The organism is Mycolicibacterium cosmeticum, from assembly GCF_000613185.1.
In the GTDB taxonomy this organism is placed as follows: Bacteria; Actinomycetota; Actinomycetes; order Mycobacteriales; family Mycobacteriaceae; genus Mycobacterium; species Mycobacterium cosmeticum.
Genome location: NZ_CCBB010000001.1, coordinates 1,269,383 through 1,284,882 on the forward strand (window position 1 = coordinate 1,269,383; position 15,500 = coordinate 1,284,882).

A 15,500-nucleotide genomic window follows, 5' to 3' on the forward strand; every position below is an offset into this window, starting at 1 on the left:
CTTCCCCCGGCCCACCCCGCCGGGCGGGGACATCGGTGGCGTGTCGCGGTAACGATCGGGCAGCAAACGCCCAACCCGACGGAACCCCCTGCGCGGCGCCTAAGCACCGACGGAACACCCTGCGCGGCGCCTAAGCGCCGACGGCACTGAGCCATTCGCCGTAGAACAGCGCCACACCCAACCCGCAGGAGATCGCGGTGAGCAGCCAGAACCGGATGATCACCGTGGTTTCCGCCCACCCCACCAGCTCGAAATGGTGGTGGAACGGCGCCATCCGGAACACCCGGCGGCCCGTCGTGCGGAATGCCAGGATCTGCACGACCACCGAGGTGACCTCGGCCACGAACAAGGCGCCCAGCACCACCGCCAGCATCTCGGTGCGGCTGGTCACCGACAGCCCCGCGATGATGCCGCCCAGCGCCAGCGAACCGGTGTCACCCATGAAGATCTTCGCCGGCGCGGCGTTCCACCACAGGAATCCGACACACGCACCGGCGGTGGCGGCCGCCACCAGCGCCAGATCCAGCGGATCGCGCACGTTGTAGCAGCCCAGCCCGGGACTGGTCGCGCAGGCGTTGCGGTACTGCCAGAAGGTGATCAGCACGTAGGCCGCGCTGACCATCGCCATGGCGCCCGCCGCCAGCCCGTCGAGCCCGTCGGTGAAGTTGACCGCGTTCGACCAGGCGCTGACGATCACCACCACGAACACCACGAACACCAGCGGCGCCAGGGTGACCGTGGCGATCTCACGGACATAGGACAGTCCGGCGCTGCCGGGTGTCAGCCCGTCGCCGTTGCGGAACTGCAGCACCAGCGCGCCGAACAGGATGGCCGCCCCGAGCTGGCCCACCGTCTTGGCGGTCTTGTTCAGGCCCAGGTTGCGGGAGCGGCGGATCTTGATCAGATCGTCGATGAAACCCACCACGCCCAGCGCGGTGGCCAGCCCGAGCACCAGCAGCCCGGACGCCGACGGCCCCTCGCCCCCGAAGGCCAGCCCCACCAGGTGGGTGCCCAGATACCCGGCCCAGATGCCCGCGACGATGGCGACACCGCCCATCGACGGGGTGCCGCGCTTCTTGTGATGGCTCGGCGGACCGTCTTCACGGATCTCGTGGCCGAACCCCTGCCGGGTGAACAACCGGATCAGCGCGGGGGTCAGCATGATCGACACCGCGAGGGCGATGGCGACCGCGATCAGGATCTGTTTCATGCTTCGGGCCTGATACCCGTGTCGGCACGCTCCTGCTCACCGGCGGCCACGGCATCGGCGAGCGCGCCCAGCCCGGCCGAGTTGGAGGCCTTCACCAGCACCACGTCACCCGGGGCCAGCTCGGCGCGCAACAACGCCAGCGCGGCGTCGGCGTCGGGGACCAGGACGGACTCGCTGCCCCATGACCCCTCCATCACCGCCCCCTGATGCATGGCGCTCATCGATCTCCCGGTTCCGACGACTATCAGTCGAGAGACATCTAAGCGCACCGCCAACCGGCCGATGCGATCGTGTTCGGTTATCGCGTCCTCGCCGAGCTCTGCCATCTCGCCGAGCACCGCCCAGCTACGCCTGCGCTCCGGCCCGCCGGAACGCGCCATCCAGGCCAGCGCCTTCAGCCCGGCGGCCATCGAGTCGGGGTTGGCGTTGTAGGCGTCGTTGATCACCGTGACCCCGTCGGCCCGGGTGCTCACCTGCATCCGCCGCGCCGAGACCGGGGCGGCCCCGGCCAGCGCGTCGGCCACCTGGGTCAGGGTGGCGCCGCATTCGATCGCCACCGCCGCCGCGGCCAGCGCGTTGGACACCTGGTGCTCGCCGTGTACGGCGAGCGCGATATCGACTTCTTGGCCGCCGGCGTGCAGCGTGAACCGCGGCCGGGCCACCTCGTCCAGGGTCACCGGGCCGGCCCAGACGTCGGCGCCGGCGGCCCGCGACACCCGGACCACCCGCGCGGCGGTCACGTCGGCCATCGCCGCCACGGCGGGGTCGTCGGCGTTCAGGACCACCACCCCCGAGGCCGGAACCGATTGCGGCAGTTCCGATTTCGTCGCCGCGATGACCTCGCGCGAGCCGAACTCGCCCAGATGCGCGGTACCCACGTTGAGCACCACGCCGATCGACGGCGTCGCGATGGCGGCCAGCGCGGCGATATTGCCGGGATGACGCGCCGACATCTCCAGGATGAGGAAGTCGGTGTCGGCGGTGGCGCGCAGCACCGTCCAGGGGTGCCCCAACTCGTTGTTGAACGAACCCGGCGGGGCGATCACCCGTCCAAGCGGTGCCAGCACCGCGGCGAGCAGGTCCTTGGTCGAGGTCTTGCCCGACGACCCGGTCACCCCGATGATCCGCAGCTTGCCGGCGGTCAGCTCGGCGGCCACCGCGGCGGCCAGCCGGCCCAGCGCGGCCAGCACCGCCGCGCCCGACCCGTCGGTGTCGTGTTCCAGGGCTCCGGAGGAGCTGTCCGGGTGCTCGGCGGGCGGCACCACGATGGCCGGCACCCCGACCGGGCGGGCGGCCAGCACCGCCACCGCCCCGGCGGCCACGGCGGCCGCCGCGAAATCGTGACCGTCGCTCCGCGCGCCGGGCAGCGCCAGGAACAGCCCGCCGCCGGCCACCGCCCGGGAATCGAACTCGACGGTCCCGGTGACCCGGGTGTGCTCGGCATCGGCGCGGCTGATGCCGGACAGCTCACCGCCGACGATGTCGGCGATCTGCGCCACGGTCAGCGGAATCATGCGTCCTGCCTCAACTTCTCCAACGCGGCCGCCAACTCCTCGCGGTCGTCGAACGGACGGGTGCGCCCGCCGCTCGTCTGTCCCGACTCGTGCCCCTTACCCGCGATCAGGACGATGTCACCGGGCCGGGCCCAGGCCACCGCGTGCTCGATGGCGGCCCGCCGGTCACCGATCTCCACCACCTCGGCGGGCAGCCCGACCGTCCCGACCAGCACGGCAGACCGGATGGCGGCCGGATCCTCGTCGCGCGGGTTGTCGTCGGTGACCACCACCAGGTCGGCCAGCTCGGCGGCCACCCGCCCCATCGGTTCGCGCTTGCCGGGGTCACGGTTGCCGCCGGCGCCGAACACCACCGCCAGCCGGCCCGCCGTCTGCGGCCGCAGCGTCTGCAGCACCGCTTCCAGCGCGCCCGGCTTGTGGGCGTAGTCCACCAGCGCCAGGAAATCCTGGCCGCGGTCGATGGCCTGCATCCGGCCCGGCACCGCGGCGGCGCGCAGGCCGGGGGCGCCCTGTTCCGGGGACACCCCGACGGCGTCCAGCAGCGCCAGCGCCAACAGCGCGTTGGCCACGTTGTAGCGGCCGGGCAGCCCGATGCGCAGCCGGTGGTGCACCCCGGCCGGGTCGACGACGACGAATTCCTGCGCACCCTGGCCGACCGACTGCGCCTCCTCGATGCGCCAATCGGCGTCGACGCCGGAGGTGGCGACCCGGACGGGGTTCACCGAACGGGCCGCGATCTCCCGGCCCCACTCGTCGTCGACGCACACCACGGCGCGGGCGGCGTGGGTGGGTGAATTCGGCTCGAACAACCGGGCCTTGGCGTTCAGGTAGTCGGCCATCGTCGGGTGGAAGTCCAGGTGATCGCGGGACAGGTTGGTGAAACCACCCACCTCGAACGCCACACCGTCCACCCGGCCCTGGGCCAGCGCGTGACTGGACACCTCCATCACGACGGTGTCCACCCCCTGCTCGACCATGACGGCGAACAGCGCCTGCAGGTCGGGCGCCTCCGGGGTGGTCAGGCTGCTGGGCTGATCCCGCCCGTCGATCCGGATGCCGACGGTGCCGATGAGCCCGGCCACCCGGCCTGCGGCGCGCAACCCAGCCTCCACCAGGAACGTGGTGGTGGTCTTGCCGGAGGTGCCGGTGATCCCGATGACGCGCAGCTTGCGGGTGGGATCGCCGTACACGGCGGCGGCCACCTCCCCGAGCACGCCCCGCGGGTGCGGATGCACCAGCACGTCGGCGGTGTGACCGGCCGGCAGCAGCGCCAGCCCGGCCGGGTCGGTGAGGACGGCCACCGCGCCGGCGGCGATCGCGTCGGCGGCATGCCGGGCGCCGTGCACCCGGGAGCCGGGCAGCGCGGCGAACAGGTCACCCGGCGCGACGTCCTGGCTGCGCAGCGTGACACCGGTGACCCGGGTCTGTGGGGAATGCGCGCCGCCGGCGCCGATGTGCGCGGCCAGCGTTGCGAGCAGTTCGCCGGTGGGATGCGAGGGACGCAGTTTCATGGCCTTGCCACAGTACCGGTCGGGGTCATGGCCGGCGGTAGGCGTGAGCCGGGCTCAATCGGCCTGCAGGATCAGCGGCGGTCCCGGATCCGGTGACAGCGGCACGTTCTCCCGCTGCAGCAGCCACGCGGCGATGTGATGGAACAGCGGCGCCATCGTGGTTCCGGGCTGGCCGTCGGCGGTGCGGTGCGGGTTGTCGGCCATGATCCCGACGACGTAGCGCGGATCGTCCGACGGTGCCATGCCGGCGAAGGTGATCCAGTAGTGGTCGTCGTAGTAGCAGCCGCAGGCCGGGTTGATCTGCTGGGCGGTGCCGGTCTTACCGGCGATCTGATAACCGTCCACCGCGGCGCCCGAGCCGGTGCCCTGTTGGATGCCGCGCGGGTCCTTCTGCACCACGGCGCGCAACATGTTGCGCACGGTCTGCGCGGTCTGCGCCGAGACCACCCGGATGCCTTCCGGTCGCGGCTCGTCGGCGCGGCTGCCGTCGGCGGCGATGACGGACTTGATGATCCGCGGCGGGATGCGCACGCCGTCGTTGGCGATCGCCTGATACATGCCGGCCATCTGCAGCAGGGTCATCGAAAGGCCCTGGCCGATGGGCAGGTTCGCGAACGAGCTGCCCGACCACTGGTCGATGGGCGGGACCAGACCCGAACTCTCCCCCGGCAGGCCCACATTGGTGCGCTGGCCCAGGCCGAACTTGCCGAGCATGTCGTAGAAGCGCTCGGGCCCGACCCGCTGGGCCAGCATCAGGGTGCCGACGTTGGAGGACTTCCCGAACACGCCGGTGGTGGTGTACGGCATCACGCCGTGCGGCCAGGCGTCGCGCACGGTGACACCGCCCATGTCGATCGACCCCGGAACCTGCAGCACCTCATCGGGATTGGTCAGCCCGAGCTCGATCGCGGTGGAGGCGGTGACGATCTTGTTGACCGACCCGGGCTCGAACGGCGAGGACACCGACGGGTTGCCCATCTGGCGGCTGCCCTGCCGGCCCAGGTCCTGGCTCGGGTCGAACGTGTTGTCGTTCGACATCGCCAGCACCTCACCGGTTTTCGCGTCCAGCACGACGGCCGACACGTTGCCCGCGCCCGAGGCCTCCTTGGCCTGCTGGACCTGCTGCTGGACGTAGAACTGGATGTCGTCGTCGAGCGTGAGCTGCACGGTCGAGCCGTTGACGGCGTCGTGCTTGTTGCGCATGCTGCCCGGGATCATCACCCCGTCGGACCCGCGGTCGTAGGTGACCGACCCGTCGGTGCCGGCGAGCTTGGCGTCGTAGGAATCCTCCAGGCCGAGCAACCCGTGCCCGTCCCAGTCGATGCCGCCGACGATGTTGGCCGCCAGCGATCCGCCCGGATACTGCCGGATGTCCTGCCGTTCGGTGCCCACCTCGCGGAACTTGGTGGTGATGGCGTCGGCGACGGCCGGGTCCACGGCGCGGGCCAGATAGACGAACGAGTCCTTGCCGGACAGCTTCCTCAGCAGCGTGGCCGCGTCGGGCTTGTTGTTGAGCCGAGTGGCCACCTCGGTGGCGATGGCGCGCAGCCGCTGGTCCGGGTCCGGCGCCTCGGAGTCGGCGGCCTTGGCCTCTTCCAGCTGCTTGCGCACCTTGACCGGCTGGAAGGTCAGGGCTCGGGCCTCGATGGTGAAGGCCAGCTTGTCGAAGTTGCGGTCGATGATGCTGCCGCGCACCGCTTTCTGCACGTCGGTGACCTTCAGCTGACCGAGCGCCTCGGCGCGCAGGCCGGCGGCGTTGGAGATCTGCAGGTTGAACAGCTGGGCCGCGGCCACCACCAGCACCAGGAAGATGACGACGTTGCCGACCCGGTGCCGGAAGACGAAGGACGAACTGCGCGAACCGGCGTCGTTACCGCCGGTGAGCGGCTGACGGATCCGGCGCTCGGTGGCCGAGTGTTCGCCGGTGGCGGCCGTGCGCCGCTTGACCGGTTGGGCGGCGGGCTTCTTCTTCTTGCCGATCATGCCGGGGCGCCCAACGGGACCACGGGGGCGGCTTGTTCGACGCCGCCGACCGGGCCCGGCTGCGCGGGAAGCGGTGCCGGCAGGTGCGGCGCGCCGTCAACCGCCGCCGGCGGCACGGCCTCCGGGGCGATGGGTGCGACGACGGGGACGGGAGCCACCGCTTCGGGCGCACCGGGCACCGGCACGGCGGCCGGCGGGACGGCGAGCGGGACGGCAGGCGCCACGGTGGTGCTCGGCGCGGGCACCCGGACCACCACCTCGCGCGGGTCCACCACCCGCGGCCCGGGCGGGGCCGGCGCGGCGGGCGGATTCTGCGCCGCCGGCGCGGCCGCCGGGTTTGCCGCCGCCGGCGCCGGATTGTCGTCGGGCAGTGGGGTGTTCAGCGGCGGCGGGGGTACGCCCTCGGCCGGTTTGGGCGTGCCGACCACCATCCAGTTGCCGGTCGGGTCCTGGACCAGGTGCGCGGTGTCCCGGGACGGGATCATGCCCAGATTCCGCGCGGCCTCCGCCAGCGCCGGGGCGGCCTGGGCCTCCAGCACGTCGCGCTCGAGCGCTTCCTTCTGCTGCAGCAGCGCCTGATTCAGCTCACGGGCATGCCCCAGCTGATACGACCGCTCGGCGGCGTCGGTCGACAGCCACAGCGTCATGCCCAGACCGATGCCCAGCGCCCCGATCACCAGCACCACGAACGGCACCCGCGCCACCATGGCGCGCGGGCTCAGCTCGATCGCGGCCAGCCGGGTGATCAGCCGCTCGCGCAGTGGGGGCCGAACGATCTTGGGCGCCTTCGCCTTCCGCGCCTTGGCCCGGGCCTTGGCCTGCTTGGCGCTCTTGGCCATGGTCGGCGCGGGCGTGCTGCGCGGGATCGGGCTGGTCTGGGGTGCCGACCGCTGCGGCCGGTGGGTGCGCGGTTCGGCCGCCGGTCGGCGGGGGCTGCGGCGACGGGCAGCGGGCTCCGGCTGCCGTTTACCGCCCTTGACCTTCTTCTCGGGGTTGCCGCGCCGGCGCCCATCGGCGCCGGGCGCCGGTGCGGATCGCTTGACCTTCATGAGTCATCCTTTCCGGCAACCTTTTTCTCGGACTTTTTCTCCAAGGCACGCAACCGCACCGACGCGCTGCGTGGGTTTCGTTCGATCTCCGCGGCGTCGGCCTGCTCCGCCCCGCGGGTCAGCGCGACGAATTCGGCCTCGTAGCCGGGCAGTTCGACGGGCAGTCCCGGCGGTGTCCGGGACGCCGTGGCCGCGGCGAACAGGCGTTTGACGATGCGGTCCTCCAGCGACTGGTAGGCCATCACCGCGATCCGGCCGCCACCGGCCAGCGCGTCCAACGCGGCCGGTATCGCGGCGCTCAGCGAGTCGAGTTCGGCGTTGACGGCGACCCGCAACGCCTGGAACGTGCGCTTGGCCGGGTGGCCGCCGGTGCGCCGGGTGGCCGCCGGGATGGCCTCGTACAACAGCTCGACGAGTTCTGAGGTGGTGCGCAGCGGGGACCGCTCCCGACGCCGCACGATCCGGCCGGCGATGCGGCCGGCGAACTTCTCCTCGCCGTACTCCCGCAGTATCCGGGCCAGCGCCTTCTCGTCGTAGGTGTTGAGGATCTCGGCCGCGGTCAGCGCCGCATCGGGATCCATCCGCATGTCCAACGGGGCGTCCTGGGCGTAGGAGAAGCCGCGGTCGGCGCGGTCGAGCTGCATGGACGACACGCCCAGGTCGAAAAGCACCGCGTCCACCGTGGGTTCGGCGCGGTCGGCCCAGTACCCGTCGTAGCGGGTGCGCACGAACGTCATCCGGTCACCGAACGGCGCGAGCCGCGCGGTGGCGATCGCCAGCGCGTTCGGATCGCGGTCCAGCCCGATCACGCGCAGGCCGGGGAAGTCGGTGAGGAAACGTTCGGAGTGCCCGCCCGCGCCCAGGGTGGCGTCCACCAAGACGGCGCCGGTGCCGTCGGCGTGCCTGCGGGTCAGGGCCGGGGCCAGAAGTTCGACGCAGCGGTCGATCAGGACCGGGACGTGGCCGTACTCGGACAAGGCGACTCCCCTGTGGTGATGATGCCGGGCCCCTGCAGCGAGGTCTCTGACCGAAGTGGACCTGGCGTCGGGGAAGTACGCCAGGGCCGGTTCGGGCAGAGGCCACGCTGCACGGGCATCCTGATCAGAGAATGTCGCGAAGAGTGTCATCGCTGGCCGCGGAGAAAGTCTCTTCGTGGGCGTCCTGGTATTCCTGCCACGCTTGCGCGTCCCAGATTTCCAGGAAGCGAATCGAACCGGTCACCACGCACTCCCGGGAGAGGTTGGCGTAGCGCCGGTGTTCGGCGGACAGGGTGATCCGGCCCTGCGCGTCGGGGTGCTGTTCATCGGTGCCGGCTGCCAGGTTGCGGACGTAGGCGCGTTCCTGCGGGCTGCCGCGCCGGGCCTTTTCGTCCAGCTCGATGATCATCGATTCGAATGCGGCGCGTGGATAGACAGCCAGGCTGCGGTCTTGGCTCTTGGTGACCATCAACCCTCCTGCCAGTGCGTCGCGGAATTTGGCGGGCAACGTCAGTCGCCCCTTGTCGTCGAGTTTGGGCGTGTAGGTGCCGAGAAACATCTCGCCACCTCCCGCTACTCCGGAGCCCCGGCCGCTCCGTTGTCAGCCACTTTACCCCACAATCCCCCACCAAGCGCCATTTGCTACCACAAAATTGGTGGCGCGCCCCACCGTGCCCCGCCGAACGGCCGCCAGATGGGCACGATGGGACCACCGAGGCAGCACAAAGCGCCTGAAAAACGCAGGTCAGCCCGGATCGGCGCAGATGGTGGCCGGGTGGGGCAAAGTGGGGCACCAGAACACGGCAGGCCCTACCCCGGCCGACACGCGCACAAAAAAGGGGCAGTCCCTTGCGGAACTGCCCCTCAGGTGGACGGGTGTCACTCGTCGAAGCGACGCCGGAAGCGGTCCTCCATCCGAGTGGTGAACGAGCCGCCGCTGCGGCCGCGCTTGCCGCGGGCCGGGCCGCCGGACGGAGCGGACTTGTCGACGGGGCCGGCCACCCGCGGTCCGGTGACCGCGAACACCACGCCGCCGAACATCACGATGAAGCCGATCACCGACAGGACCGGGAAGCTGCCGATCATGGTGGCCTTGAACGCCACACCCGACACCAGCAGGGCCAGGCCGATCACGAACAGCGCCGCGCCCTGCAGGCGACGACGGGTCGACGGAGCGCGCAACGTGCCACCCCGGACGCTGGAAGCGAACTTGGGGTCTTCGGCATACAGCGCACTCTCGATCTGGTCGAGCATGCGCTGCTCATGATCGGAGAGTGGCATCCGTCCCTCCTCAGGATCGATGCAGCGTCGTTGCAGCCGCGGCCGTGTCGTCAAAGTCTTACGTCCGCAAGTACGGACGCTTAATAACCATGATACGAGGTCGATCTGACCCGTACCACCTACTTGGCCCACGATTGTCCGACGTCCACTGTATGACGTCTGCCACGAAAGCCCTCCCGGCCGGCGAAGCGGGGCCACATCCGATAATGAAAGGGTCCGAACGCACGCATACCCGAAGGGCACCCGTTGGCGACGTATCTGGTGGATCTGTCGCCTGCCGCGATGGAGCGGCGGCTGAACGAGGCGCTCTCGGTGTACGTCGACGCCATGCGCTATCCGCGCGGCACCGAGGGCCAGCGCGCCTCGATGTGGCTGGAGCACAGCCGGCGCCCCGGCTGGAAGGGTGTCGCGGTGATCGACACCACCGCCGACCTCGGCAAAACCCCCGACCCCGGTAAAACCGTCCGCACCGCGGACCTCAGTAAAACCGTCGGCACCGCCGACCTCGACGCCGGCGACCTCGTCGGCGTCGCCTACGGCTACTGCGGTGCGCCCGACCAGTGGTGGCAGCAGCAGGTGGTGCAGGGACTGCGCCGGATCGGCACCGACCAGGCCCACGTCGCCGCCCTGATGTCGAGCTATTTCGAGCTCACCGAGCTGCACATCCACCCCCGCGCGCAGGGCCGCGGGCTGGGCGAAGCCCTGGTGCGCCGGCTGCTGTCGGGCCGGGCCGAGACCCACGTGCTGCTGTCCACGCCCGAGATCAACGGCGAGGCCAACCGGGCCTGGCGGCTCTACCGTCGGCTCGGGTTCACCGATGTCATCCGCGACTACCACTTCGCGGGGGATCCCCGCGCGTTCGCGATCCTGGGCCGGTCACTGCCGCTCGACGGCCCCGATCTGGCACGATGACCGGGTGCCGCGCCGCCTCCGAGCCCTGGTCCTGCTGCTGCTGATCCTCACGCCGCTGGCCGTCGGCTGCGTGCGGGTGCGCACCTCGATCACGGTCTCCCCCGACGACCGGGTGTCCGGACAGATCGTGGCCGCGGCCAAGGCCCGCAACGCCGACGACAAGGGTCCGCAGCTGCTCAACACGCTGCCGTTCAGCAACAAGGTGGCCATCTCCGAGTACGACCGCGGCGATTATGTCGGCTCGCAGGCGGTGTTTTCCGATCTCACCTTCGCCGAGCTGCCGCAGCTGGCCAACATGAACCGGGACGCCGCCGGGGTGGACATCTCCCTGCGGCGCGCCGGGGAACTGGTGATCCTGGAGGGCCGGGTCGACCTGACCACGCTCAACGACCCCGACGCCGACGTGTCGATGAGCGTGTCGTTCCCCGGCGAGGTCACCTCGACCAACGGCGACCAGGTCTCCAGCGATGTCGTCGAATGGAAGCTCAAGCCGGGCGTGGTGACCACCATGAACGCCCAGGCCCGCTATACCGACCCGAGCGCCCGGTCGTTCACCGGCGCGGCCATCTGGCTCACCGTCGGATCGTTCATCGTGGCCGGGATCATCGGCGCGGTCGCCTGGATGGCCCGCGACCAGTCACCCAAGGTGGGCGATGCGAGCTGATCGGCTACCTACGCTTTAGGCTGGGGCCCGTCGGGGCCGAATTCGGGGCAGGAGAAAGGGGCGCCCGCTGACCGTGGATACAGCGGCACCATCAGCAGTTCAACTGGTCGACGCCGTTCTCGGCCAGTTGCGTACCTACCTGTCCGAGCGGCGGCAGGCCTGCGCGTACATCGGCCCGGAATACGCCGAGCTGACCGCGGCACTCGAGGAGTTCGTCCTGCGCGGCGGCAAACGGATCAGACCGTTGTTCGCCTACTGGGGCTGGCGCGCGGTGGCGGGCGAGGACCGCGATCCCGACGTCGACGATCCCAAGGCGCTGCGGCTGTTCTCGGCGCTGGAACTGCTGCACGCCTGCGCGCTGGTGCACGACGACGTCATCGACGCCTCGGCGACCAGGCGCGGCCTGCCGACCGTGCACCGGCATTTCACCGAGCTGCACCGCAGCCACGACTGGCACGGCTCCAGCGAACAGTTCGGGCTGTCCGCCGCCATCCTGCTCGGCGACCTGTCGCTGGTGTGGGCCGACGACATCGTCGCCACCGCCGACCTGTCCGTGCCGGCGCACGCCCGGGTGCAGAAGGTGTGGTCGGACATCCGCACCGAAGTGCTCGGCGGCCAGTTCCTGGACATCGTGGCCGAATCCAGCGGGGCGGACTCGGTGGCCTCGGCGATGACCGTCAACACCTACAAGACCGCCTCGTACACGGTGTCGCGGCCGCTGCAGCTGGGCGCGGCCGCCGCCGCCGACCGCCCGGACGTGCAGGCCATCTTCCACCAGGTGGGCACCGATCTGGGGGTGGCCTTCCAGCTGCGCGACGACGTGCTCGGGGTGTTCGGCGATCCCGCGGTCACCGGCAAGCCGTCCGGCGACGACCTCCGGTCCGGCAAACGGACCGTGCTGCTGGCCGAGGCCGTCGAGCTGGCCGAGAAATCCGATCCGGTGGCCGCCAAACTGCTGCGCACCTCGATCGGGACGGAACTGTCCGACGCGCAGGTGCGCGAACTGTGCCTGGTCATCGAGGCGGTCGGCGCGCTCGCCGCGGTCGAGGACCGCATCGACACCCTCAACCGCCGGGCGCTCGACGCGCTGGGCGCCGCACCGATCGACCCGCACGCCAAGATCGGCCTGGCCGAACTGGCGGGCCTGGCCTCCAACCGGTCCGCTTAGGAGCATGACCACCCCGACGGCGATCCCGGCGCACGGCGGCCCGGCCGACGCGCTGCGCCGCCAGCTGGCCCGACTGGTGGCGTTCGCGGCCTCGCCCGAGGGCGGCCCGGCCCGGCTGGGCTTTCTGGGCGCCGTGATGATCACCGCGGGGGGCCTCGGCGCCGGCAGTACCCGGCTGCACGACCCGCTGCTGGAATCGCTGCACCTGTCCTGGCTGCGGTTCGGTCACGGCCTGGTGCTGTCGTCGGTGCTGCTGTGGGGTGGCGTCGCGCTGATGCTCATCGCCTGGCTGGGCCTGGGCCGGCGGGTGATAGACCGGACCGGTGGCGTGTCGGAGTACACGATGCTGGCCACGACGGCGTTCTGGCTGACCCCGCTGCTGCTGAGCGTGCCGGTGTTCAGCCGCGACACCTATTCGTATCTGGCCCAGGGCGCCCTGCTGCGCGACGGTTTCGACCCGTACGTCGTCGGCCCCGTCGACAACCCGAACTCGTTGCTGGACAACGTCTCCCCCATCTGGACCACCACCACCGCGCCGTACGGGCCGGCCTTCATCCTGGTCGCCAAATTCGTCACGATGATCGTCGGCAACCACGTCGTCGAGGGCACCATGCTACTGCGGTTGTGCATGCTGCCGGGCCTGGCCCTGCTGATCTGGGCGGCTCCCCGGGTGGCGCGCCATGTCGGCGCCAACGGCGCGGTGGCCCTGTGGATCTGCGTGCTCAACCCGCTGGTGATCATCCATTTGATGGGTGGGGTGCACAACGAGATGCTGATGGTCGGCCTGATGATGGCCGCCATCGCGCTGACCTTCGGCGGCCGCCCGGTGTGGGGTGTGAGCCTGATCGCGATCGCGGTGGCGGTGAAGGCCACCGCGGGAATCGCGTTGCCGTTCATGGTGTGGGTCTGGACCCGGCAGCTGCGCGAGCGGCACCACCACGGTCCGGTGAAGGCGTTCGCCATGGCGACGGCCGCCTCGGCGGCGATCTTCGTGGCGGTGTTCGCGGTGCTGTCCTGGCTGGCCGGGGTGGGGCTGGGCTGGCTGACCGCGCTGGCCGGGTCGGTGAAGATCATCAACTGGCTGACCGTCCCGACGGCGATCGCCAACGTCATCAACACCGTCGGTGGGCTGTTCGGCACGGTGAACTTCTACGCCGTGCTGGACATCACCCGGATCATCGGCGTCGCGGTGATCGCCATCAGCCTGCCGCTGCTGTGGTGGCGCTTCCGGCACGACGACCGGGAGGCGCTCACCGGTATCGCGCTGGCGATGCTCGTCGTGGTGCTGTTCGTGCCCGCGGCGCTGCCCTGGTACTACACCTGGCCGCTGGCGGTGGTGTCGGCGCTGGCCCAGTCGCGGTCGGCGATCGCCCTGATCGCCGGTTTCTCGACCTGGATCATGGTGATCTTCAAACCCGATGGCTCACACGGCATGTACTCGTGGATCCACGTGGGCCTGGCCACCGCGTGCGCGGTGGGCGCCTGGTATCTGCTGGCGAAGGCACCCGACGGCCGAGCCGTCAGTAGGCCACGACGGCCGAGCCGTCAATAGGCCACGACGGCCGAGCCGTCAGTAAGCCATCGCCTGAGCCCGCCGGATGACCTCGCGGGCCTGATGTGAGTGCAGGGCGTCCACCGGCCGGGCGTTGGTCTGCCGTTCGGTGCTGCCGTCCCGGCTGATCGTCAGCGACGGATCCGGTGTGAACAACCACCGCACGATCTCGGTCTCGTGGTAGCCGCCGTCCTGCAGCACCACCAACAGCCCGGGCAGCGGTTTGACGACGTGCCCGGTGTCGTCGAAGAAGATCTTGGGCACCACCACCGCCCCGTTCCGCCGGACACCCACCAGGTGCCCGTCGCGCAGCTGCTGCTGCACCTTGGTCACCGGGATGCGGAGAAGGGCCGACACCGCGGCCAGGTCATAAACGGATTCTTCGGGGTCCAAGACGTCGTCGGCCGCCGGAATACTGCTCACCGCACAGAGTCTAAGGCTGCGAGCACCTCTCGTACCATGTGTTCGGTGGACACCTACCAGCGCGCGGACCCGCTCGTCGGCACTCTGCTGGACCGCCGCTACCGGGTGGACGCGCCGATCGCCTCCGGTGGCATGTCCACGGTGTACCGCGGCCTCGACATCCGGCTGGACCGGCCGGTCGCGCTGAAGGTGATGGATTCCCGCTACGCCGGGGACCAACAGTTCCTGACCCGGTTCGAGCGCGAGGCCAAGGCAGTCGCACGGCTGAAGCATCCGGCCCTGGTCGCCGTGTACGACCAGGGCGGCGGCGGGTTCGGGGAGCCGGCGCCGTTTCTGGTGATGGAACTGATCGAGGGCGGCACGCTGCGTGAGCTGCTCAACGAGCGCGGTCCCATGCCGCCGCACGCGGTGGCCGCGGTGCTCGCCCCGCTGTGCAGCGGACTGGCGGTGGCGCACGCCGCCGGGCTGGTGCACCGCGACATCAAGCCGGAGAACGTCCTGATCTCCGACGACGGCGAGGTCAAGATCGCCGATTTCGGTCTGGTGCGTGCCGTCGCCGAAGCCGGGATCACCTCGACCAGCGTCATTCTGGGCACCGCGGCGTACCTGTCCCCCGAACAGGTCGGCACCGGGGAGGCCACCCCGCGCAGCGACGTGTACGCCGTCGGGGTGCTGGCCTACGAACTGCTGACCGGGCGCACGCCGTTCACCGGCGACACCGCGCTGTCGGTGGCCTATCAGCGGATGGATCAGGATGTGCCGCCGCCGAGCGCCGGGATCGCCGGGGTGCCGCGGCAATTCGACGACCTGGTGGCCCGCGCCACCGACCGCGACCCGGCCGGGCGGTATGCCGACGCCGGTGAACTGGCCGACGCGCTGGCCGACGCCATCGACGAGCTCGGGCTGCCGCCGTTCCGGGTGCCCGCACCCCGGCAGTCGGCGCAGCACCGGGCGGCCACCCTGTTCAACAGCCGGGTACGCACCGAGCGGGTGCCCAATCCCACTCGCGAGTACGGGGCCGACTTCGTCGAGGATCTCGACGGTGCATTGGCCGAGCCGGAGACCGAGCCCGAATATCAGCCGGTGCCAGAGCAATTCGCCGGAATCGACTTCGACGAGTTCGACTGGGCGCGGCAGCGGGCCAGGCGCACGCTGGCGGTCTGGGTGCTGGTGCTGCTCACCCTGACCGGGTTGATCGCGGCCGGTGCGTGGACGCTGGGCAACAACCTGCCGGGGTTGTTGCACTGACGCTGCGG

14 protein-coding genes are annotated in these 15,500 nt (G+C 70.7%); 5 read left to right on the forward strand and 9 right to left on the reverse strand.

What is annotated here, in order from left to right; translation table 11 throughout:
- Window positions 1-130: 130 nt before the first annotated feature.
- From mraY to BN977_RS06085, 8 genes are all read right to left on the reverse strand, one after another.
- The gene (gene mraY, locus BN977_RS06050) at window positions 131-1,210 is read right to left on the reverse strand and encodes a phospho-N-acetylmuramoyl-pentapeptide-transferase (protein WP_024451976.1); all 1,080 of its coding nucleotides are present in this window, start codon (window positions 1,208-1,210) and stop codon (window positions 131-133) included.
- A complete protein-coding gene (locus BN977_RS06055) occupies window positions 1,207-2,724 on the reverse strand; it encodes a UDP-N-acetylmuramoyl-tripeptide--D-alanyl-D-alanine ligase (RefSeq protein WP_024451977.1) in 1,518 nt (505 codons plus the stop codon). The genes mraY and BN977_RS06055 overlap by 4 nt, the downstream gene beginning before the upstream one ends.
- Window positions 2,721-4,235, reverse strand: a complete 1,515-nt coding sequence (locus BN977_RS06060) for a UDP-N-acetylmuramoyl-L-alanyl-D-glutamate--2,6-diaminopimelate ligase (RefSeq protein WP_036396711.1) — start codon at window positions 4,233-4,235, stop codon at window positions 2,721-2,723. Before BN977_RS06060 ends, BN977_RS06055 begins: the two co-directional genes overlap by 4 nt.
- A 54-nt stretch (window positions 4,236-4,289) precedes the next feature.
- Window positions 4,290-6,218 (reverse strand): peptidoglycan D,D-transpeptidase FtsI family protein, encoded by a 1,929-nt coding sequence (locus BN977_RS06065; RefSeq protein ID WP_036396713.1) that lies wholly within the window; start codon window positions 6,216-6,218, stop codon window positions 4,290-4,292.
- Entirely contained in the window at window positions 6,215-7,267 is a 1,053-nt protein-coding gene (locus BN977_RS06070) for a cell division protein FtsL (RefSeq protein WP_036396715.1), read from the reverse strand. Before BN977_RS06070 ends, BN977_RS06065 begins: the two co-directional genes overlap by 4 nt.
- Window positions 7,264-8,394, reverse strand: a complete 1,131-nt coding sequence (rsmH, locus tag BN977_RS06075; protein WP_084172422.1) for a 16S rRNA (cytosine(1402)-N(4))-methyltransferase RsmH — start codon at window positions 8,392-8,394, stop codon at window positions 7,264-7,266. The genes BN977_RS06070 and rsmH overlap by 4 nt, the downstream gene beginning before the upstream one ends.
- Entirely contained in the window at window positions 8,369-8,803 is a 435-nt protein-coding gene (locus BN977_RS06080; protein WP_024455823.1) for a division/cell wall cluster transcriptional repressor MraZ, read from the reverse strand. The genes rsmH and BN977_RS06080 overlap by 26 nt, the downstream gene beginning before the upstream one ends.
- Window positions 8,804-9,123: 320 nt before the next feature.
- On the reverse strand, window positions 9,124-9,525 hold the full coding sequence (locus BN977_RS06085) for an SCO2097 family morphological protein (RefSeq protein ID WP_024455822.1): 402 nt from the start codon (window positions 9,523-9,525) through the stop codon (window positions 9,124-9,126).
- 246 nt (window positions 9,526-9,771) lie between these two features.
- Here BN977_RS06085 and BN977_RS06090 point away from each other — a divergent pair, with 246 nt between their 5' ends.
- From BN977_RS06090 to BN977_RS06105, 4 genes are all read left to right on the forward strand, one after another.
- Window positions 9,772-10,437 carry a GNAT family N-acetyltransferase gene (locus tag BN977_RS06090; RefSeq protein ID WP_036396718.1) on the forward strand — a complete coding sequence of 222 codons (666 nt, stop codon included), beginning with the start codon at window positions 9,772-9,774 and terminating at the stop codon, window positions 10,435-10,437.
- A gap of 4 nt (window positions 10,438-10,441) precedes the next feature.
- On the forward strand, window positions 10,442-11,101 hold the full coding sequence (locus BN977_RS06095) for an LppM family (lipo)protein (protein ID WP_165576294.1): 660 nt from the start codon (window positions 10,442-10,444) through the stop codon (window positions 11,099-11,101).
- Window positions 11,102-11,174: 73 nt separating this feature from the next.
- Complete coding sequence (gene idsA2 / locus BN977_RS06100) at window positions 11,175-12,269, forward strand: bifunctional (2E,6E)-farnesyl/geranyl diphosphate synthase (protein WP_036396719.1); 1,095 nt, start codon at window positions 11,175-11,177, stop codon at window positions 12,267-12,269.
- Between the two features lie 4 nt (window positions 12,270-12,273).
- The gene (locus BN977_RS06105; RefSeq protein ID WP_051561098.1) at window positions 12,274-13,821 is read left to right on the forward strand and encodes an alpha-(1->6)-mannopyranosyltransferase A; all 1,548 of its coding nucleotides are present in this window, start codon (window positions 12,274-12,276) and stop codon (window positions 13,819-13,821) included.
- A gap of 18 nt (window positions 13,822-13,839) precedes the next feature.
- On the opposite strand, the gene BN977_RS06110 is transcribed toward BN977_RS06105, so the two are convergent.
- Complete coding sequence (locus tag BN977_RS06110) at window positions 13,840-14,244, reverse strand: Rv2175c family DNA-binding protein (protein WP_024455817.1); 405 nt, start codon at window positions 14,242-14,244, stop codon at window positions 13,840-13,842.
- Window positions 14,245-14,280: 36 nt separating this feature from the next.
- Between BN977_RS06110 and BN977_RS06115 the strand changes: the two genes are divergently transcribed.
- Entirely contained in the window at window positions 14,281-15,492 is a 1,212-nt protein-coding gene (locus BN977_RS06115) for a protein kinase domain-containing protein (protein WP_036396720.1), read from the forward strand.
- Window positions 15,493-15,500: the final 8 nt, after the last annotated feature.